At 58.9% G+C, this 19,101-nt stretch carries 19 protein-coding genes; 5 read left to right on the top strand and 14 right to left on the bottom strand.

All coding sequences use genetic code 11. The features are described 5' to 3' along the window. Positions 1-25: 25 nt before the first annotated feature. From aztC to aztB, 3 genes are all read right to left on the bottom strand, one after another. Positions 26-985, bottom strand: a complete 960-nt coding sequence (gene aztC / locus FW756_RS10890; RefSeq protein WP_446430180.1) for a zinc ABC transporter substrate-binding protein AztC — start codon at positions 983-985, stop codon at positions 26-28. After that, a complete protein-coding gene (locus FW756_RS10885; protein ID WP_446430179.1) occupies positions 982-2,208 on the bottom strand; it encodes a hypothetical protein in 1,227 nt (408 codons plus the stop codon). Before FW756_RS10885 ends, aztC begins: the two co-directional genes overlap by 4 nt. A 64-nt stretch (positions 2,209-2,272) precedes the next feature. After that, complete coding sequence (gene aztB, locus FW756_RS10880; protein WP_446430178.1) at positions 2,273-3,088, bottom strand: zinc ABC transporter permease AztB; 816 nt, start codon at positions 3,086-3,088, stop codon at positions 2,273-2,275. Positions 3,089-3,193: 105 nt separating this feature from the next. On the opposite strand from aztB, the gene FW756_RS10875 reads away from it, so the two are divergent. Together FW756_RS10875 and FW756_RS10870 are read left to right on the top strand one after the other, a co-directional pair. After that, complete coding sequence (locus tag FW756_RS10875; protein WP_446430177.1) at positions 3,194-3,883, top strand: metal ABC transporter ATP-binding protein; 690 nt, start codon at positions 3,194-3,196, stop codon at positions 3,881-3,883. Between the two features lie 114 nt (positions 3,884-3,997). Beyond that, on the top strand, positions 3,998-4,600 hold the full coding sequence (locus tag FW756_RS10870; protein ID WP_446430176.1) for a methylated-DNA--[protein]-cysteine S-methyltransferase: 603 nt from the start codon (positions 3,998-4,000) through the stop codon (positions 4,598-4,600). Here FW756_RS10870 and FW756_RS10865 read toward each other — a convergent pair. Both FW756_RS10865 and FW756_RS10860 read right to left on the bottom strand, forming a co-directional pair. Beyond that, positions 4,597-5,673 carry a phosphotransferase gene (locus tag FW756_RS10865; protein WP_446430175.1) on the bottom strand — a complete coding sequence of 359 codons (1,077 nt, stop codon included), beginning with the start codon at positions 5,671-5,673 and terminating at the stop codon, positions 4,597-4,599. The two genes, FW756_RS10870 and FW756_RS10865, sit on opposite strands and share 4 nt — an antisense overlap. 54 nt (positions 5,674-5,727) lie before the next feature. Then, positions 5,728-6,411, bottom strand: a complete 684-nt coding sequence (locus FW756_RS10860) for a GntR family transcriptional regulator (RefSeq protein WP_446430174.1) — start codon at positions 6,409-6,411, stop codon at positions 5,728-5,730. A 125-nt stretch (positions 6,412-6,536) separates the two neighbouring features. Here FW756_RS10860 and FW756_RS10855 point away from each other — a divergent pair, with 125 nt between their 5' ends. Then, positions 6,537-7,880, top strand: coding sequence for an aspartate aminotransferase family protein (locus FW756_RS10855; RefSeq protein ID WP_446430173.1), 1,344 nt, complete (start codon positions 6,537-6,539; stop codon positions 7,878-7,880). A gap of 76 nt (positions 7,881-7,956) precedes the next feature. Here the strand turns inward: FW756_RS10855 and FW756_RS10850 are convergent, their stop codons facing one another. The 5 genes from FW756_RS10850 to FW756_RS10830 form a co-directional block, all read right to left on the bottom strand. After that, positions 7,957-8,268, bottom strand: coding sequence for a hypothetical protein (locus FW756_RS10850; protein WP_446430172.1), 312 nt, complete (start codon positions 8,266-8,268; stop codon positions 7,957-7,959). Next, entirely contained in the window at positions 8,268-8,519 is a 252-nt protein-coding gene (locus FW756_RS10845) for an addiction module protein (RefSeq protein WP_446430171.1), read from the bottom strand. The genes FW756_RS10850 and FW756_RS10845 overlap by 1 nt, the downstream gene beginning before the upstream one ends. Positions 8,520-8,651: 132 nt before the next feature. Further along, positions 8,652-9,419, bottom strand: coding sequence for a hypothetical protein (locus tag FW756_RS10840; RefSeq protein ID WP_446430170.1), 768 nt, complete (start codon positions 9,417-9,419; stop codon positions 8,652-8,654). A gap of 65 nt (positions 9,420-9,484) precedes the next feature. Beyond that, positions 9,485-10,153, bottom strand: a complete 669-nt coding sequence (locus FW756_RS10835; RefSeq protein ID WP_446430169.1) for a hypothetical protein — start codon at positions 10,151-10,153, stop codon at positions 9,485-9,487. Positions 10,154-10,244: 91 nt separating this feature from the next. Beyond that, a complete protein-coding gene (locus FW756_RS10830; RefSeq protein ID WP_446430168.1) occupies positions 10,245-10,817 on the bottom strand; it encodes a MarR family winged helix-turn-helix transcriptional regulator in 573 nt (190 codons plus the stop codon). Positions 10,818-10,994: 177 nt separating this feature from the next. On the opposite strand from FW756_RS10830, the gene FW756_RS10825 reads away from it, so the two are divergent. Then, a complete protein-coding gene (locus FW756_RS10825) occupies positions 10,995-13,187 on the top strand; it encodes an MMPL family transporter (RefSeq protein WP_446430167.1) in 2,193 nt (730 codons plus the stop codon). A 358-nt stretch (positions 13,188-13,545) separates the two neighbouring features. Here FW756_RS10825 and FW756_RS10820 read toward each other — a convergent pair whose 3' ends face one another. Next, positions 13,546-14,925, bottom strand: coding sequence for a DNA-methyltransferase (locus FW756_RS10820; RefSeq protein ID WP_446430166.1), 1,380 nt, complete (start codon positions 14,923-14,925; stop codon positions 13,546-13,548). Between the two features lie 172 nt (positions 14,926-15,097). On the opposite strand from FW756_RS10820, the gene FW756_RS10815 reads away from it, so the two are divergent. Continuing rightward, positions 15,098-16,867, top strand: a complete 1,770-nt coding sequence (locus tag FW756_RS10815) for a DGQHR domain-containing protein (protein ID WP_446430165.1) — start codon at positions 15,098-15,100, stop codon at positions 16,865-16,867. A 184-nt stretch (positions 16,868-17,051) separates the two neighbouring features. On the opposite strand, the gene nrdF is transcribed toward FW756_RS10815, so the two are convergent. From nrdF to FW756_RS10800, 3 genes are all read right to left on the bottom strand, one after another. After that, positions 17,052-18,053: a class 1b ribonucleoside-diphosphate reductase subunit beta gene (gene nrdF, locus FW756_RS10810; RefSeq protein ID WP_446430164.1), complete on the bottom strand. Its 1,002-nt coding sequence runs from the start codon at positions 18,051-18,053 to the stop codon at positions 17,052-17,054. A gap of 305 nt (positions 18,054-18,358) precedes the next feature. Next, on the bottom strand, positions 18,359-18,631 hold the full coding sequence (locus tag FW756_RS10805) for a DUF3892 domain-containing protein (RefSeq protein ID WP_446430163.1): 273 nt from the start codon (positions 18,629-18,631) through the stop codon (positions 18,359-18,361). A gap of 100 nt (positions 18,632-18,731) precedes the next feature. Continuing rightward, positions 18,732-19,004, bottom strand: a complete 273-nt coding sequence (locus tag FW756_RS10800; protein WP_446430162.1) for a DUF3892 domain-containing protein — start codon at positions 19,002-19,004, stop codon at positions 18,732-18,734. Positions 19,005-19,101 lie beyond the last annotated feature (97 nt).

Raw genomic sequence — 19,101 nt, 5'->3', positions numbered from 1 at the left:
CCCGAGCTCTCTCGGCCACGAAGTCTTATGTGAGCGCGTCTGCAATCTCGGCGCTGTTGAAGCGCATCATGTGTAGGTAGGTGTCACCGTCGCTGCCAGGCACACCGAGCGATTCGCTGTAGAGCTCGCGAATGTCGACCTGCACACCGGCTTCTGCAGCGAGCACCTCTGCCAGTCGGGCAGGGTGAGAGGAATCAATAAACAACGCATTGATCTCGTTCTCCTGCATGGCCGACACCAGTTCGGCGAGGTCGGAAGCACTCGGCGAACTCAGCGTGGTTCCACCCGGAATAATCGCGCCGACGACAGTGAAGTCATACGCCTCTGCGAGATACGCGAACACGTGGTGGTTGGTGATGAGCTTGCGCCGCTCGGCAGGAATCTCCGCGAAGGACGCCGACATCTCGTTTTCCAGGGTCTGTATTTTCGCTGCATACGCCACCGCGCGTTGGTGTACGCGGTCTGCATTGATGCCGGGCACCTGCTCGATGACGGCATGCTCAATCACGTCGACCGCCGCGCGCATGCGGCTCGGATCCGTCCAGAAATGCGGATCCCACTGTCCCGAGCCTTCGCCGCCAGGTGCGGGCAGCGGATCAACGTGCTCACCCACAGCAAGTACCGCTATTCCTGCGTTCGCTGCGGCATCAACATGATGCTGCAGCCCCTCTTCGAGTCCAAGACCGTTGCTCACAATGAGTGATGCCGAGCGCAGCGCGTTTGTCTGCTGCGCCGAGATGCCAAATGAGTGCGGATCAGCGTTCGGTTGCATGAGCACTTCAACGCTCGCTTCTTCGCCGACGATCTCGTGCACAACATCACCAAGAATGTTGGTCGTCACTACGATCTCTGGCCCCGCAGGCGTGCTGGCGCAACCGGTGAGGAGCGTGCCCGTTATGCCGCATGCGGCAAGCAGCACAACGAAGCGACGAACGAGTCCAACACGGCCAAGGGCGGACCGCGTTCGAGTGTTTGCAGCCTTCATCGTCCGATCTCCAACATAAGGTCAGGCTGCTGCGACAGCTCAAGCGTGCGCGCGACGCGCAACTCATCGACGTAGTCGATTTCGGCGACCGTACGCGGATCAGCCGCCACAACATATGCGCGAGAGGGATCCAGCGAAATCACCCCGTTGGATGAGCCAGCGGGGTGTTCTTCGGCGGGCCTACTCGCAAACCCTGGTCGCGCGGCGACCTCTTCACCGGTATCAAGCTCAACGCTGCGCAACGTCCCTGCTTCACCAAGGCTGAGGACGTGTGCTGAGTTTGCTGGCGAGGCAACGGCTGTCGCGGGCTCGGATAGCGGCACGAACGTCAGGGTTTCCCCTGCCGCATCCACGCTCCAGGCTCCCCCTGTGCCTGCAACTGCAGCAGCCTCGTTGCTGCGAGGGCGTGAAACGAAGGCCTCCGCTCTGGCATCAGATCCGGTGTACGGCAGCAGTGTGGCGGTCACTTCAACCCCGGTTGACTTGACGAGCAGGACTCCGTTTTCACAACCAATCACTGTGCCGCTGCGCAGGATCGCCCACCCAGCAGGGTCGATACATTCAGCACCAACCTCGGAGACCACGGCTCCCTCCTCGTCAACCACGGTGACTCCGGTTGCGTTTGCCAGCAACAAGCGCACGTCAAACGGCACCGCAAAATCACTGTCTGCGAGCGTGCCAAGCTCACGAAGCTCACCGTTTTCAAGCGCGTGCCGGTCGAGCAGCTTCACATCTTGCCCTGCGCTCACAGTGGTGCGCGTGCCATGGCCGATCACGTCACGCACCGGTGCATCGAAGTGCAATACCCCGAGAGAGCGCGGCTCTGCTTGGTAGTAGTGCACGTGGTCGCCGTGATCCATCGTCCACACTCCGGTATCAATCACCTCGAGCGCGCCCCGCGCATCACTCACGTATACGAACCGCCCGTCTTCGTACATCGCTTCTGCAGTGACCTGCAGCGCTACCGTCTGTTCGGTCTCCGTTGCGAGATCAAACAGCGCCAGCTCTCGCGCGCCGTTCGCGACGTAGGCGAGACCCGTCTGCGCCTCACTCATTTCGGCAGCGCCCTCGACATATCCGTGAGGCACAGGAGCATCAGTTTGTGGCGGAGTTGTCACGGCGCATCCGGCGCAACCGGCTATGAGCGCAGCAGCCACAGTCGCGCCCCAGATGAGCAGCGCCGGTGACGAACGAGAGGCCCTGCGGGCGGCATGTGTGTACATATGAGTCTTTCTAGTGAGGAAACGAAACGGTGAGTGGCTTGGATGTGGCTGCTCGGCTACTCGGCTACTCGGTCGCACGGTGAATGCGGAGCCAACGCAGGCTCCCGACCACAAAAAACTGCGCAACTGCGGCGAGCGCGATCGAAGCGCCAGCCGCGGTGCCGAGGTACCAAGAAGCCAGCACGCCGATGACGGTCGCTAGGGAGCCAAGGACGAATGCACAGAGCATGACCACTGGGATTCGTCGAACCAGGAGGAGCGCTGTCGCGCTCGGAGCGATAAGCATGCCGAACGAGAGCAGGGTGCCAACCACGTTGAACGACACCGAGATGGTGACGGTCAACGTCACGAGCATTGCGATGTTCGTGACACCTGGTCGTATACCGAGCGTCTGTGCCTTGCGCGGGTCAAAACTTAACGCGACAAAGGAGCGGTGCAGCAGGAGTGCCACCGCCGCGACCACCACGAGAGCGACGGCCAGCATGCTGAGATCGGCTGGGGTGATCGCAAGCACATCGCCGAACAAGAAAGCCGTGAGGTCGGTGGCAAACGACTTCGAATGCGACACAACGATGACACCGAGTGAGAGCATGCCGACAAATGCGAGCCCAATGCCGGTGTCTTGCCCGAAACTCTGCGTCTTGCGTAGCGCATTCACTCCAAGAGCCATCGCGAACGCGCTCACCATTGCGCCGATGACGACGTTGCCACCAAGCACCGATGCGATCGCAACGCCGGGCAGCATGCCGTGACTCATTGCTTCACCGAGAAACGCCATCCCCCGAACGATCACCCAGACCCCGACGAGGGCGCTGATCGCAGAGACCAGCACGCCACCGGCGATGGCCTGCAGCACGAATGTGGCGGTGAACGGGTGCACGAATCCACTTCCTTAAGTGATAATGAGAATGATTATCAGTAACATAGCAGACGTCCACCACTTCCCCACGCCGGGAACCCGCTCGCCACCACCAGGAGCCACTGCATGACTTACATCCACCCCACCATCTCGGTCCGCCACGCGAGCTTTTCGTACGGCGCGGCGCGCGTCATTGACCGCCTGTGGCTCGATCTCTTCGCCGGTGAAGTGACAGCCATCCGCGGTAGCAACGGCTCAGGTAAAAGCACCCTGTTACAGCTCATGAGCGGCACGCTCAGCCCATCTGCAGGCACCGTCACCCGGCCGAAGCACCCACGCATAGCCGTGGTCTTTCAACGCTCACGCGCCACCGATGCGCTCCCGCTCACCGTGATGGAATGCGTGCGCATCGGACTCACCCGCCCGAGGACGCGTTGGCAACCATTCGTTTCGCGCGACCAAGCAACCGTGCAAAACACCCTCGAAGCACTCGAAATTGGCCACCTGCGTCGCCGCCGACTTCGCGAGCTCTCCGGCGGTCAACGGCAGCGCGTGCTCATCGCCCAGGCACTCGTGCAAGATGCCGATGCACTTTTACTCGACGAGCCAACAGCAGGGCTCGATGCCGCAGCTTCAGAACTCATCACTGCCCAGCTGCACGCACGTGCGGCTGCCGGAATGGCAGTCATGCACATCACCCATGAGCAGTCAACCGCAGCTCAGCGGCGCGACGCTCACCTCACCGCGCTTCACCTCGATGACCGGGTCATCACACTCGCGGGTGGCCGCGTGTTGAACGATGTACGCAACAGTTGACTGGCTTCTCGTCCCCCACAGGCTTCCTCATGCTCGGGTTCATTGGGGCAATGAAACTGCGACGAGCATCAGAATAATCCCCGCAATGAGCGCGGATCGTTGGATGATAGAGAGATGGAGCCCGAACCAACGCAGCACCCGGCGCGACCCGCAACCACTTCGGCAACCGTGCCCGATCTCGCTCACGCTGAGTCAGTCCCCGTGGCCGAGCCTCGTCACGCGCTCGTCGAGTCGGCGCTCGGCAACGTGACGATCGTTGCCATTGAAGATTCACTCACCGGGCTGTACTTCGATGAGCACACTCGCCGCCCGCCCGCGGACTCGTTTGGGCAACGAGTCGACCTCGCGGCAGACCCAACGCTCGCGGCAGCAGCACGGCAGCTGCACGAGTACCTCGCAGGCACGCGCACTCAGTTCGAACTGCCGTTTGCACCGGCGGGCGACGACTTTCACCAAGCAGTGTGGTCGATTGTTGCGCGGATCCCATTCGGCGGCACCATCACCTACGGCGCAATCGCGACCGAGCTCGGCAACCCGGCGCTCGCGCAGCGCGTCGGGCAGGCCGTTGGCGCGAACCCACTGTGCGTGTTCATTCCGTGCCACCGGGTCGTTGGCTCAACGGGCAAGCTCACCGGATACGCAGGCGGCATCGAACGAAAGCACACCCTGCTCACCATCGAGGAGCCCGCTCCCGAGATCGCCGGTCGACTCTTCTAGATTGTGAGCAACGCTGAGCGCAGTGCGTGCCGCACGGCATCGAGATCAGCATCAAGCAGCAACTCAAGTGCGCGCGCCGTCGATTCTGACCGCGCTCTGGCATACTCGCCACGATCGCTCGACGAGCGGGCAGTCCAGATACTGAGATTCACGGCCAAGCGACCGATCGATGCCGGGTAGAGCGCGTCGACCTCGGCGCACGTGAGTGACGCGGATTCGCCTGCCCGCACAGCCTCAGCCCAGGCATTTCCCCACCCCGCAGCCACTTCGAGGTACGCGGCAACCGGATCTGCGGCGCGGCGGCACGCATAGCCCGCAGTGATTGCGAGGTCCGCGATCCGCGGCCCAGAGACCATGTCACCGAAGTCGAGTACACCGGTGACGGCGCTGCGATCAGCGTCGATCAGCAAGTTTGAATCGTGCATGTCGTGGTGGACGACCGCGCGGGGAAGATCCGCGAGAACTGGCGCGACCCGCTCCAGGTACAGCACACGCGCACGGGTGAGCAACGCTGAAATGCGCGAGTCCTCCGCCGCCCCCATGGAGGCGTCGAGCGATTCGATCGTGCGCACGAGTTCCCACGGATGCGTCACGGGAGCTGGCGGCTCAGGCCACTCAGCAAGCGCGAGCGTAGCCCTGGCCGCGGTTTCGCCGACGGCGCGAAGCAGCTCGGGGGTCAGCGGCGCGGCCTCAAGCGGCACTCCGGTCAGCCACTCCCCAACGTGCGCAATGACCGGGCCAGCTGGCGACGCGACAACTGCGGTCGCTTCGCCCGCAAGCGAGGGGAGCGTACGCCCGGCAGGGATGCCAAGATCCTGCAGGTGGTCCATCGCAGCGACCCGCCACCGTGCGAGTGCGTGCTCATCATCGGTGTGGTGGATCGCTTTGAATGCGACGCAGCGTCCATCGGGCTGGCCGTCGTCGCCTGCGAGCGCGACGCGGTACACCGTCGATAGCTCGCTTTGGAAGGGCTGCATGCTGGCCGCTCGCAGGCCATATGCGCCGACCAGGATCTCCGCGACAGCCTCGGGTGCGAGTGCGAGCGAGTTCGGTGCGATCGTGTCAGCGGTCATGCGAAGTCCTTACGTCGTTGTGGAGACGAAGGAATCGTATCGCAAGATTGGTCATCAATCCAAGGGTTGCGTGCGCTCTAGTAGGCCGAGCAGGTAGCGCTCGTTGAAATCGATGTGTTCGAGAATCGCGCGCTGCGCCTCAATGACGTCCCGCGCCATGAGGGCTGCGTGGATCGTGCGATGGTCGGCGATGATTTGCTCAGGCGTAAGCCCATCTACGCTCTCACCGCGGCGGATCACCGCAAGCACCATCTCCATCTCAGGACTCATCTGTGCGTAAAAGCCACTCAGTCTGGTGCTCCCAACGAGCCCAACAACTGCGCCGTGGAACGCGAGATCCGCATTCACAATCTCGCGCGAATCAGTGCCGTGCACCGCGTCGTGCAGACGCTCATACGCCGTCTGCAACCGGGCACGGCCTTCGTCACTCGCGAGCGGAGCACTGCGTGCGCCCTGCAGCTCAAAGGTTCTACGCACGCGGTACATGTCAATGACGTCCTCGGCGCCGAGTGATCGCACGGTCGCTCCGCGGTTGCGTTCGTGCACGACGAGCCCCTGCGATGCGAGCAGCAGCAGGGCCTCGCGCACCGTTCGACGTGAAACGCCCTGCGACTCCGCGAGTGAGACCTCACGCAGCGGAGCGCCTGGGGCAATATCACCCGAATACACCGACTCACGGATCTCTGCAGCGAGACGCTCGGCGGCCGATCCCTCGGCGTCGTGATGGTCTTGTGGCATTGATCCGCTCCCTGCATTGCGCACCAGCAATCACCGGCACTGCTCACCACCCTAACCTTGCGAAGGGCATTCTCGTGTGACAAACTCAGAATATTGGTCATCAATCTACGAGGGAGTGCGGCCAAATGAACGAGTCACCGGTGCACGCAGGCGTCCACATGGCAAACGGATTCGACCCCACGAGCGGCGTTGAACTCGACAAGGCGGCGGCCGATCTGCTCGCCCGCCGCGACCGCGTGCTTGGCCCGTCATACCGTCTCTTCTATCGTGAGCCCGTCGCCATCGACAGTGCCTCCGGCGTCTGGCTTTACGGAGCTGACGGGCGCACCTACCTCGATGCGTACAACAACGTGCCAGCGATCGGACACAGCCACCCAGCAGTCACCGCAGCGGTTACCGCGCAGCTGTCGAAGCTCAACACGCACACCCGATACCTCACCGAGCCGATCATCGCCTACTCTGAGCGGCTGCTCGCGAAGTTCCCAGCCGAGCTCGACCGCATCACCTTCGCGTGCACCGGCAGCGAGGCAATCGACCTCGCCGTACGCACCGCACGCGCGGCCACCGGCAAGCAGGGCATCATCATCACCGAGCACGCGTACCACGGCACGACGGTTGCCGCGGCGGGGCTCTCCCCCTCGCTCGGGCCGAACAATCCGCTCGGCGAACACGTCGTCACCATTCCCTCAATTGACGCCGCGCGTACCCCCGCCGATGAGGTCGGGCCGCGACTGCTTGCCTCGGTGGAGTCGGCGATCCGCGCCCTCAATGCGAGCGGATCAGGCGTCGCCGCAATCATTCTCGATTCGATCTTCTCGAGTGACGGCGTACAGACGGATCCTGCTGGTTTTCTTGCGCCGGTCGTTCAGGCTGTGCACAACGCTGACGGACTGTATATCGCCGACGAAGTGCAGCCGGGATTCGGGCGCACTGGTGCGTGGTGGGGCTTCGAACGTCACGGCATCGTCCCTGATCTTGTGGTGCTCGGCAAGCCGATGGGCAACGGCATCCCCATTTCTGCGGTCGTCGGTACTTCAGCTGCGCAGGAAAAGTTCGGCTCGCTTGTCCGGTACTTCAACACGTTTGGCGGCAACCCTGTGAGCATCGCTGCCGCAACGGCCGTGCTCGACGTGATTGAACAGGACGATCTCGTCGCTCACGCGGCGACCGTCGGAGCGCAGTTGCTCACAGGCCTGCGTGAAATTGGCGCATCGCACGAACAGGTGATCGACGTGCGTGGCGCCGGGCTCTTCCTCGCTATGGAATTCGGCGCTGATGATGCCACCCGCACCCCCGACGCGGATCTCGCCGCTCGTGTCGTCAACGGCATGCGGGAGGAAGGCATCTTGATCAGCGCTTCTGGTCCTGCCGCGAACGCACTCAAGATCCGCCCGCCGCTCCCATTCAGTTCTGAGCACGCGGATCAGCTGCTTGAGACGCTTGATCGGGTGATTGGGCGGGTGGCGTGATCGGTTCGGCCCGGACACGGCACAAATGACCCTGTCTTGATTCGCATACAGCTCGCGAAGCTGCCAGCGAGCGAGTTCAGACTCGATCTTTCCAGTAATTTGGCTTGCGTCGATTGTGAGCAAAGGCGACAAGGACAAGTTCGCGAGCTGTGAGGTAGTAGAGCGCTTGGTACGGGAACCTTGCTATCGCTTGGGTGCGCACGACAGGTGTTTGCTCCCAACGCGAAAACACCGGAGCAATTCGCGGCCAGGCAAGAATCACGTCGAGCGCTTCTTCACCCTGCTCAAGGAGATCATTACCGAGACCAGGTTGTTGGTCTTCGTACCATTCGATGGCCGCTTCCAGTTCTAGCTCCGCATCAGGATGGAAACGACGAACGAGTGTCATTACGGACGCGCCGCGAGCTTCTCACGCATCCGAGTAAACACGTCTTCAGCGGGGACGGTGTCGACTCGTCCGCTCTGAATATCATCAACGCGCTCAGCAAGCTCGTCGCGCCAAGCCGCATCGATCTCTTCTTGCGAAGCTTCTGTGTCACCGTGATCAAGCGCCTGAATGCCGCGATGAATGAGCGCTGCAAGTTCGCGCCGGTCAAGCGCAAGCATCGCTTCTTCAACCTCTGCGACATTCATGGACATGACCTCATTGTAAAGCAGCGTCTCAACAGCGGCTACAAGGTTCAGCAAGTTGGTGGAGAGTCAACGACCTCGAGTCAGTAATGATGGTTCCGGTCGGAATTGGCCTCGTTTATTGAGCGAGACCGGACGAAGTCACCAGGTGATCTCAGTCGTCACCTCAATCGAGCTGATCGACTCAACAGCTCGAGTAAAGTTGCCTCCCGTTGTCATCGGGACCTGAAGAGCAACGGCCAGGTCGAAACCGGCTTTCAGTGTGTTAGTAGACTCCCGAAGACCGTTGATCTTCACTCGGTGCTTACGGAGTGGGTTCCCGGTAGCGCACAGGTCGATCAACCCAACAACATCAGGATCGTTCATCAGCCGACGCGCAATCATGAACTCACGAGCGCCTGCTACGTCGGCTTCCTTTCCTACATATTCTGTACTCGCATCGAACCGGCCCTCCAAGTTCTTCTTGACCGATTGTCCGACATCAGCAGCACCTGTGACTGCTTTCATATCCGACTTGACCTTGGTCAGAAAATCAGACTTCTCCTGCTCGATCTCAACCTTCACAAACTTGACAGATGTCGCGCCGAGCAGCCCCGCAATCGAAGCCAGATGGTAGTACTTAGCTTTCACGAACGTTTCAACAGCCTCGTCCGCAGGAGTGTACGCGGACACATCGTAGGGATTTCTCACAAGCAACTGATCGACGTTCAACATGTCACGAGCAATGAGCTTGTCTCGAACGGCCAAAACGCTTTCAGCTCGGGCGACGGGCTCGGCAGAATATGGCACCACCAAGGAGTCAGGTGCATCCAAGAGATGAACTCTGAGGGGATCACTCGCGATCGCCCGATACGCCTTATCCGCGACGACAATTGCCGCCGGTGGCAAGGCAGTGACGATTTCAGTCATATGATCAACCCTTCAAGTCTGAGCACGGTGACGTTCTGTGCTCGTCTGCAGAAATGTAACGGCGCCTAGTCTTGGAAACAATCTGCAATTCGACGCACCAGTTCTTGAGCTGACTCTTGCGACCCAAGATCACCGACAATAATGTCTGCGTTTCCGAGCTTCACTGCTTGCAGCCGCAGCGCGTCAGACGCCCTGACAAGGCCCACAAACTCTTTTTCCCCAAGCCCTTCGTCTCGCTTATCTGCGAATAGACCAATGAGCAGGATTCTCGGTGGCGCTTTCTTGGCGGCGAGGAGATCACCGCTCCAATCAGCCAGATATTCCAAGTCACTCTTGACCCGATTCACCACTGATTGGTCGCCAGCGACGATGAGGTCCGAGCGGAACACATACAAAACGTGATCTGCGGATTCAACGCTTCGACGCCAATGCTTCCGGCCAGGTCCCGCATAACCCGAAAGGTCTTTCGACACACGGAAAGTTCTCGTGCTCGGCCCCGGGGTATGCAACGTGAACGAGTAACCAACGCTTGGCTTCGACAACCTCGTTTTCTTCTCCGAGATGTCATTTGCAGCGAAGACCGTCAAAAGCTCAGTCTTGCCCACGCCTTCATCACCAAGGATCGCTAGGTTCTCTACCTTCGCATGCCTCTTGAATTTCTTCACGACGCCAGCCTTGGTACCAGCCAACGCGACTGCACCGATTCCAATAGGAATCAACAAAGGCAACGGCATGCTACTCCCTAGAATTCAAACACTGATTTGAGCATACGATCAAAGTCGAAGAAACGCAGGCATTGTGGCACCAGACCTTGCACCCCAGCGCCTAGCCCCGCGCCCACTCCGCATCATCGCCGAGTGAGATCTCACTCGCCATGTCGTCGAGGAACCGCGTCACAACCTGACGCTCCTCAGAGGTCAGTCGAGCCGCAGCGAAAAAGCGGCGAGCGTGCTGGCGTCCGACCGACTGCATCGCGGCCTCTCGCGTCTCAGGCGTGATCGAGATCGTGAGCGCGCGTCGGTCAGACGGGTGCGGAGCCCTCGTAATGTGCCCAGCTCGTTCAAGCCGGTCGAGCAGCTTCGTCGTTGATGCGCTCGAAATGTTCAAGTGAGCCGCGATACCGCTCGGGGTCGCAAGTTCGCCCTGGTTGCCCGCGACGATGAGATAGTGCAGCGCCTGCATGTCGGTGCGACCAAGCTGCATGTATTTCATCGAAGCTTCGGAGACCTGCTGTTCAGCGTCGCGCAGGCGCCCGAGCGCACCCATGAGCTCGCTGATTTCAGCGACTTCCGCTGGCTGCAGCGCCGAACGATCAATGAGTTCAGAGCGTGGATCACTCTTATCCAAGTGGTACAGGCTCGCCGGAGCCGCTTCACGGGGCATCTCGGCTGCGGTCATGGGTTCATTCTATCCGGGGCAAGTAGCTAACTTTTCATATTGCTAGCTTGGCTAATAATATGCTTAGGTTAATACAGGTCGTCAACCCCAACGAGTTGCACGATCCACGGCACAAGATCGACGCCGAACGCAAGGCCGTGTTTGGCCGCCCAATCACCTCTCTGAATGGAAGCTCTCATGACTCGAACACCAAAATGGCTCCGCGTGTTCTTGCCGGCGGTGTTGATCATCGCTTGGTTCGCCGCGGCTGGCGTTGGCGGACCTTACTTCGGCAAAGTCAGCGAAGTCTCATCAAACGATCAGACCACCTTCCTGCCAGAGTCAGCCGATGCCACTCAGGTGCAAAAGCTGCTTGGTGAGTTCACCGATTCTGACGCGATTCCCGCGATCGCAGTTGTCGTGGGTGACCATAAGCTGACCGCAGCACAGGTCGAGCAGATCAGCGATGCGGTCGCGGATCTCACCTCACTCCCCGGTGTCAGTGACGAAGTATCGCCCGCACTGCCGTCAGAAGACGGTATGGCTATTCAGGCGTTCGTCCCGATCCAGTCGGACGCCGAGCTCAGCGACACAGTAGCTGCGGCGAGCACAGAGCTGCAGGCCAACGTTCCCGACGGAACCTCCGTGTACATCACTGGCCCCGCTGGCCTGAGCGCCGATCTCAGCTCAGCCTTCGCAGGCATAGACGGGCTCTTGCTCGGCGTCGCGCTTGGCGCGGTGCTCATCATCCTCATCCTGGTGTACCGGTCATTCCTGCTCCCCATCGCCGTCCTGTCGACGAGCCTCTTCGCGCTCTGCGCAGCGTTGCTCACAGTTTGGTGGCTCGCGAAGTGGGAGATCCTCATGCTCAGCGGGCAGACCCAGGGCATCCTCTTCATCCTCGTAATCGGTGCGGCAACTGACTATTCGCTCCTGCTGGTCGCTCGCTACCGTGAAGAACTACGCGTCAACGAAGACAAGTGGACGGCAACACTCAAGGCCGTCAAGGGCTCGGTCGAGCCGATCGTCGCATCCGGCGGAACCGTCATCGCCGGTCTCCTCACCCTGCTCCTCAGTGACTTGAAATCGAACAGTGGTCTCGGCCCGGTAGCCGCAATCGGCATCGTCTTCGCGATGCTCTCTGCACTTACGCTGCTTCCCGCGCTGCTCTTCTCGTTCGGCCGCGCGGTGTTCTGGCCACGCCGTCCGCATTTCGAGCCCGAGGTTGTCGCAGCGGAGAACGGCATGCCCACAAGGAGTGTCTGGACCAAGGTCGCTCGTTTCGTGCAGAAGCGCCCACGCACGATCTGGATCGCCACGACCGTCGTCCTCCTCATCGGCTGCCTCGGAATCACGCAACTCAAGGCCGATGGCGTCCCCGCCTCCGACTTGGTGATTGGCACCTCGGAGGCACGCGACGGCCAAGTTGCACTGGGCAAGCATTTCCCCGGCGGATCAGGCAGTCCCGTCCAGGTCCTCACCGACGAGTCAGAGCTCGACACCGTTGCTGACGTGCTGCTCAGCAATAACGGGATCGCGGGCGTGAGCGTCACCTCGGCAGACTCGCCGACCGGATCCGCGCCCATTACTACCGATGGCATCACCGCGTACGGACCTCCCGGCACCCCCGCGCCCGCCCCGACCGTGGTCGACGGCCAGGTGCTCGTGCAGGGTACGCTCAACGCGGCGGCCGACTCTGACGAGGCAGCCGACACCGTGCGCGAACTGCGCGCCGAGTTCGCTGATGCTGCTCCTGGCACCCTCGTCGGCGGAGTCACCGCGACCGCCATCGACACGAACGACGCGTCGATTCACGACCGCACGCTGATCATCCCGATCATCCTGGTGGTGATCCTGCTGATCCTCATGCTGTTGCTGCGCTCGATCCTCGCGCCCGTGCTGCTCGTCATCACGACCGTGATCTCGTTCGGCACCGCGATGGGCGTCTCGGCGCTCGTATTCAATGGCGTCTTCGACTTCCCTGGCGCGGATCCCGCTGTACCGCTCTTCGGCTTCGTCTTCCTCGTGGCCCTCGGAATCGACTACAACATCTTCCTCATGACCCGCGTGCGCGAGGAATCAATCAAGCACGGCACCCGCGAAGGCGTACTGCGCGGACTCACCATCACCGGCGGAGTCATCACCTCAGCAGGCATCGTCCTCGCGGCGACGTTCGCAGCTCTCGCGGTGCTCCCGATCCTGTTCTTGCTGCAGCTCGCGTTCATCGTGGCATTCGGCGTCCTGCTCGATACCTTCGTGGTGCGCACGCTGCTGGTTCCGGCGCTGACGTACGACATCGGCCAGAAGGTCTGGTGGCCTTCGAAGTTGGGGAGCGGATCGGAAAGGCCTCGCGGGGTTGAGGTCGAGGCACCTGCCCCTGTGGCGCGGTAGGCCGGCCGGCGCCTGAAGCTAGAGGGGGTGTTGCCCACAATTTGTTGCGGGCAACACCCCCTCGTTCTTTACACGCTCATCTGTTAGGAACTTTCGTGTCCAATAAGCCTGATTCGCTCTTGAATCTCTTCGCTGGTCATTGGCGCGGATTCCCCGAACTGGAGCCACGCTGGCTTGGCCACGGTGCCTCTGGCTCCGCACATGAAAGTCCGTGGACCGTTCTCATTCGTACCGTCCGCTGCGAGGAGCACAACTCCGTCTTCACGCTGCACGATGAGAGCCTCTGCCCCAAGGGCGATCGTCCGAACAGCCCCCACATAGCTCAGGGATCGCAAACCTTGTTCAACTCAAGCCCCCATCAAAGCGATTCTTCAAGTGACTGCTGGACGTGGAGCGGAGACAAGACCGGCACAACAGTTGGAGTCCCCGCTTGACGAATCCAGCCTTCTACTTCATGACTGGGCAGAACCAAATCTGCATACCAAGTGCGCCCCTTTGTGTATACAGAAACATCCTTGCCATCAATCGCTCTTTCAACGTCACGGGCTCTTACCAGGCCACATTCCGCTTCTAGGCCGTACTTAGAAAGCGGTGCCTTCTTCATAACGTCTTGAAGCAGCAGCAGCAGGCGCTCCCGATCAGCTTCCGTCACCCCATCATCGATAATGACCGAGCACTCGATCGCCCCATATGAAGTTCTCGCAGGCTTGTAATTCACAGATTTCACATCCATCAGGACAGCATTAATCTGGCCAGAAGTGAAACCACCCCTGAGAAGCTGTTTTGCAAGCTCTTTGGGGTACTTGAGCATTCGCAGTTCCAGGAGTCTTTGAGTCATAAGGCCCACCGGCTTAGGCTCCGGCTTGACTTGGTTCTCTAAGCGAACTTGGTCATGGAACCGCGCCACATAGTCTTGGTTGAGTTCGAGCCCCAGTCCCTTTCGGCCTTCGCGCGTAGCCCCGTTCACGACCGAACCGCTTCCTGCAAAAGGATCAAAGACGACATCGCCTTCGTTCGATGACAACAGAACCATGCGCCGCACGAGTTCCGGCGGAAACGGACAAGCATGACGGAACGCAGCGTCGTTCCAACTGCCTTGAACAGGAATCGGAATTTCCCAGACGTTGTCCGGAGACATGCCCCAGGGGTTGTGACGTTCGGGATATTTCACCCACCAGGACTTGAGGTTTCCAGTATCACGGAGCCTATCCTCGTTAAAAACGTAATTATTAGATTTTACAAAAAAAAGAACATACTCGAACCCGTTACGAAGCTTGCCGCGATGAGACCAAGGACGAGTCCTATCTTTTCTCCAAATCACGACTTCACGCAATATCCAACCAACAGATTCCGCTTGCGCAGCAAGTTCAAAGGGAAGTGGCACTAGCCGTGACGGCTTTCCCTTCTTCGGCCGACGCTCAAGCAGACTGTCGGCCACAACCCACATAGACCCCGTGTCCAAGGTCCATCGGTAGAGACTCTGGAAAATCGACTTACACGATTCAAGGTAATCTTCGTAGGACTGTCCAAATCCAATCTGATTGTCACTGCCATAGTCAACGAGCGTCGCATACGGAGGAGACGTAATCGTCGTTTGCAGGAACGGCGTATTCTTGTCAGCTGCTGCTCCGCTGAGCAGGTTGTCGACATCCCTTGCGTCACCTTGGTGAACAGTCCAGAAAGCAGACTCTGATGCGTCAATGCCAGCCCATCCAGGCGCACCGGCAGCATCAACCATTATCTTGCCTTCTCTCTGCCGAACACGTTCCAGCTACAGGCTCACTCTAATGGCTCCCCCAAGCAGCAAATACCCACGCGCGCCGAAACGACATACACACTTTTCACAGGATACGCTTAGCTCGCCCGGCGCTGATGTGTGCAGCCGGTTCGGATCAAGGGGGGAGCCGCTAGTGACAAGCCCAACACCCAAGTCAAAGTCTCAGAAAAAATCGAGTGCCGCTAAAGACGGTCAGAAGGAAGCTGCTAAAAAACGCCGCTTCGCTCGTTCGATCAAGACAGTGTTCACCAATATGGGATTCACCTATGTACCCGTAGAAGGCAAAGAGGCCAGGTTCGCAAACAAGACCGGTGAGTTAGATGCGGTCTTTGTTTATGAAAACATATTGCTCATTGTTGAAGACACAACCACCAAGAACGTCTTCGAACACGCAAAGAACAAGAAACTCCTCGCAGAGCAGATCCTAGGCTCGAAAGGGGCTTTCATCGATTGGTTGCGCAAGGAGTTTCCCGAGCACGAAACCGCACTTAACGCCTACACCCCCTCGCGTTTTAAGGTTTTCTTCCTGTACATTCCACTACTGGATTTTAACCGCGGTGAAGAAGACTTGGCTCTACTACACCCAATGACTCTAGTGCCTCCGAAAGCTTTGAGCTATTTCGAAAAGCTCGCTAAAACGATCCAGCACTCCGCAAAGACGGACCTTTGGCGATTTCTTGGCTTGACTTCGCGTGACATTGGGGCAACGAATTCAACTAGTGACACCAAATTGATTGACACGGCAATCATTTCGCCTGATGAAAGCACTGGCTTCAGCAACGGTGTCCGCCTCGTGTCCTTCATGATCTCAGCTGACGTACTTCTCAGAAATTCCTACGTCCTTCGAAAAGACAACTGGGGGTACTCTAAGGACCTCTATCAACGACTCATTGATGACGGGCGGCTAAGGAAGATTCGCGAATACGTTGCAACCGAAGGTGCCGCCTTCCTTAACAACATCATCATCGGGCTTCCTTCAGGGGTAATGTTTCAAAACTCTGACAAAGTGCTCATTCCACTTGAGGAAGCACAGGACTATGGCGCGTACCGAATGATGATTCCTGATGAGTTTAATTCGTTGTGCATAATTGACGGCCAGCACAGGGTCTTTGCTCACTATGAAGGCACGGACAAGCTGGAACCAAAGGTCGCCGCGGTTCGAAGCAAAGTTCACCTGCTAGCAACGGGCTTGGTCTTTCCTGACGGCATGAGTGATCATGAAAAGCTAAAGCTTCAAAGCTCGATATTCTTGGACATCAACTCGAACACCAAGCCTGTTGCCCCAGACGTACTCCTCGCGATCCAATCGCTTCGTGAACCTCGCGCGGACGATGCAGTGGCGCGACAAGTACTCGAACGCCTAAACGACATGAGTGCATTTAAAGCGATGTTCCAGCTTTCCCAAATGGATCAAGCTCCTATCAAAATCGCCTCTATCGTAAAATTCGCTCTTCGCTATCTGGTAGATATCAATTCGAAGTCAGGGCTATTTGCAATTTGGGCCAAGGAGGATCCTTCCCGAGAGAAACTTAGAACAGAGGACGACTTGTCTCTCCTTGGGAACTATGTCGACTACTGCGCGGGTGTCCTGAATCTCTATTTCAATGCACTAAAGGTCCACCACAATGAGGCGTGGGCAGACCCGAACTCCAAGATAACGTCTACGACGGCCATCAATGGAATGATTATCGCTTTTCGACGTTCTCTACCTGCGCTCGGTGTCCTGCCTTTCGACATGTACAAACAGCTTGCCGGCGAATGGAACATCGACTTCGCAAAGGGCGTATTCCCTTACTCATCAAGCCAATACGCGCGGTTCTCACAAGATGTCCTCAGGGACATGTTCCACCTGATCGAGGTAAATGGCGAATGGGGCGCCGCACCTGAGCAAACAGAACAGTAGCCACATCGCATGCCTAACCTTAAGCAATAGGAAGCTCGCCTCAGGCGAGCTTCCCTCAAGGCGAGAATCTGTTCACGTCTCCCAAACCGTAAAGCCAGTGTCGCTACGAACCATTGACTACGCAACAAAACAGGCCCTAAAGGCAGCTAGATCCACCTTCAGGGCCTGTTTACACGGTCCAACCTTAGAAGTCCCAGTCCTCATCCTCGGTAGCAACTGCCTTACCGATGACGTACGACGAGCCCGAGCCTGAGAAGAAGTCGTGGTTCTCGTCAGCATTAGGCGACAGAGACGACAGGATGGCCGGGTTGACGTCGGTCATCTCCTTCGGGAACATCGGCTCGTAGCCGAGGTTCATGAGCGCCTTGTTCGCGTTGTAGTGGAGGAACTTCTTGACGTCTTCGGTCAGGCCGACACCGTCGTAGAGGTCCTGCGTGTACAGCACCTCGTTCTCGTAGAGGTCGTAGAGCAGCGAGAAGGTGTAATTCTTCAGCTCTTCCTGGCGCTCAGGAGTCTCCTTCGCCAGCGAGACCTGGTACTTGTAACCGATGTAGTAGCCGTGAACTGCCTCGTCGCGAATGATAAGGCGGATGAGGTCAGCAGTGTTGGTGAGCTTTGCGCGGCTCGACCAGTAGATCGGGAGGTAGAAGCCCGAGTAGAAGAGGAACGACTCAAGAAGCGTCGAAGCGATCTTGCGCTTCAGGGGGTCATCGCCTTCGTAGTAGTCGACAATGATCTGAGCCTTCTTCTGCAGGTAGGTATTCTCTACCGACCAGCGGAACGCATCATCGATCTCCTGCGTCGAGCACAGGGTCGAGAAGATCGACGAGTAGCTCTTTGCGTGCACCGACTCCATGAAGGCGATGTTCGTCATGACGGCTTCTTCGTGCGGCGTGATTGCATCAGGAATCAGCGAAACAGCACCAACAGTGCCCTGAATCGTGTCGAGCAAGGTGAGGCCGGTGAAGACGCGCTCGGTAAGACGCTTTTCTTCATCAGTGAAGGTCGCCCACGACTGTACGTCGTTCGACAGGGGCACTTTCTCAGGCAGCCAGAAGTTGTTCACCAGACGGTTCCAGACCTCAAGGTCCTTCTCGTCTTCAATGCGGTTCCAGTTGATCGCCTGGACTGCATGACCCAGCTTGAAGTTCATCGGCTCCCTCTGCTTCTCTGACGCGCGACGCACCCCAGCAAAACGCCCTTTCGAGAGAAAGCACGGAGGGTGACGTCGCAAAGACATCGGGCACGCGAGCGCGAGGCGCGGATGCGTGCACTGTCTACTGATCTTACTCGGCAGAGCACCGCGACGCCATACGCCGCGCATACCATTTGAGTTCAATATGTTGTGCTTCTTACCTCCGTCAACCCCTACATGATGTGGATCACCGCACAACGCTCCGGGGGTTGGGGCGGGGCGGATCCGCGCACAAAAATGCCGGGACCCACTGCGTGAACAGCAGATCCCGGCACATTGCCGAGCAACAGTGCGAGTTAGAACTCGCGGAGGCTCGTGAGGTTGTTCTTCTCGGCCGCATCGGCCTGAGTGCGGAGGTAGTTCTGGAAGGAGCGCACGACGCGCAACCAAGCCCGTTCTGGCCCATCGCCAACGTAGGCACGGGTGCCAGCGTCGACCCACTCAACCAGGGTCTCCTTGTCGGCTTCGCTCACGACGCCCGTCTCAGGGTTTCGCAGCTGGTACCGAGTGATCGTCTGTTCGGTCTTGCGGCCTCCGCTGTATCGCACCGCAGTGATCTCAAACAACATTCGAGAGTGTTCCTCTGACCTTCCTTGAAACCTGTCCCCCGTTTTGGCCCACCGACGCCCTCCACCTCACCCAAAGGAAAACCCATGCAAGGTAGCTCGTTCAGAACGTTTGAAGGCTGAGCAGGTTGTTGCTGCTAGTGCGATCCGGGACCGTTCGCACGTACTTCGCAGACCCGGTACCCACTACCTGGACTGCAACTTGGGAGGAGCCAACTCCCACATAAGCTTTGTTACCCCTTTGAAGCCAAGCGATCATCGTGGGCTTGTCCCAATCGCCGGTACGCCCCATGGAATCCCGCCACCGGTAAGCGACGATAGTTTCCTCCTTTTTCGGGAAACCACCAAAACGAACTGCGTAGATTTGAATACTCATTAGACGAGCTTCCTTTCACTTACTAAATTGCCTAAAAGGCTCGGATGAAGCCCTCGAAGCCCGATCAGGAAACCCCAAACGGTCATGTAGTAGAGTG

Source organism: Leucobacter sp. 1207-22, from assembly GCF_052850455.1.
Note: the sequence above shows the minus strand (reverse complement) of the source record. Positions and strands in the feature narration are given on the sequence as shown.

Coding starts and splice junctions, on each gene's coding strand:
- FW756_RS10885 (WP_446430179.1), bottom strand. CDS start 2,208: ATGTACACACATGCCGCCCGCAGGGCCTCTCGTTCGTCACCGGCGCTG.
- FW756_RS10840 (WP_446430170.1), bottom strand. CDS start 9,419: ATGACTGAAATCGTCACTGCCTTGCCACCGGCGGCAATTGTCGTCGCG.
- FW756_RS10875 (WP_446430177.1), top strand. CDS start 3,194: ATGACTTACATCCACCCCACCATCTCGGTCCGCCACGCGAGCTTTTCG.
- FW756_RS10830 (WP_446430168.1), bottom strand. CDS start 10,817: ATGACCGCAGCCGAGATGCCCCGTGAAGCGGCTCCGGCGAGCCTGTAC.
- FW756_RS10865 (WP_446430175.1), bottom strand. CDS start 5,673: ATGACCGCTGACACGATCGCACCGAACTCGCTCGCACTCGCACCCGAG.
- FW756_RS10855 (WP_446430173.1), top strand. CDS start 6,537: ATGAACGAGTCACCGGTGCACGCAGGCGTCCACATGGCAAACGGATTC.
- FW756_RS10850 (WP_446430172.1), bottom strand. CDS start 8,268: ATGACACTCGTTCGTCGTTTCCATCCTGATGCGGAGCTAGAACTGGAA.
- aztC (WP_446430180.1), bottom strand. CDS start 985: ATGAAGGCTGCAAACACTCGAACGCGGTCCGCCCTTGGCCGTGTTGGA.
- FW756_RS10805 (WP_446430163.1), bottom strand. CDS start 18,631: ATGTTGTTTGAGATCACTGCGGTGCGATACAGCGGAGGCCGCAAGACC.
- FW756_RS10870 (WP_446430176.1), top strand. CDS start 3,998: ATGGAGCCCGAACCAACGCAGCACCCGGCGCGACCCGCAACCACTTCG.
- FW756_RS10800 (WP_446430162.1), bottom strand. CDS start 19,004: ATGAGTATTCAAATCTACGCAGTTCGTTTTGGTGGTTTCCCGAAAAAG.
- FW756_RS10845 (WP_446430171.1), bottom strand. CDS start 8,519: ATGTCCATGAATGTCGCAGAGGTTGAAGAAGCGATGCTTGCGCTTGAC.
- FW756_RS10835 (WP_446430169.1), bottom strand. CDS start 10,153: ATGCCGTTGCCTTTGTTGATTCCTATTGGAATCGGTGCAGTCGCGTTG.
- FW756_RS10860 (WP_446430174.1), bottom strand. CDS start 6,411: ATGCCACAAGACCATCACGACGCCGAGGGATCGGCCGCCGAGCGTCTC.
- FW756_RS10820 (WP_446430166.1), bottom strand. CDS start 14,925: ATGGTTGATGCTGCCGGTGCGCCTGGATGGGCTGGCATTGACGCATCA.
- FW756_RS10825 (WP_446430167.1), top strand. CDS start 10,995: ATGACTCGAACACCAAAATGGCTCCGCGTGTTCTTGCCGGCGGTGTTG.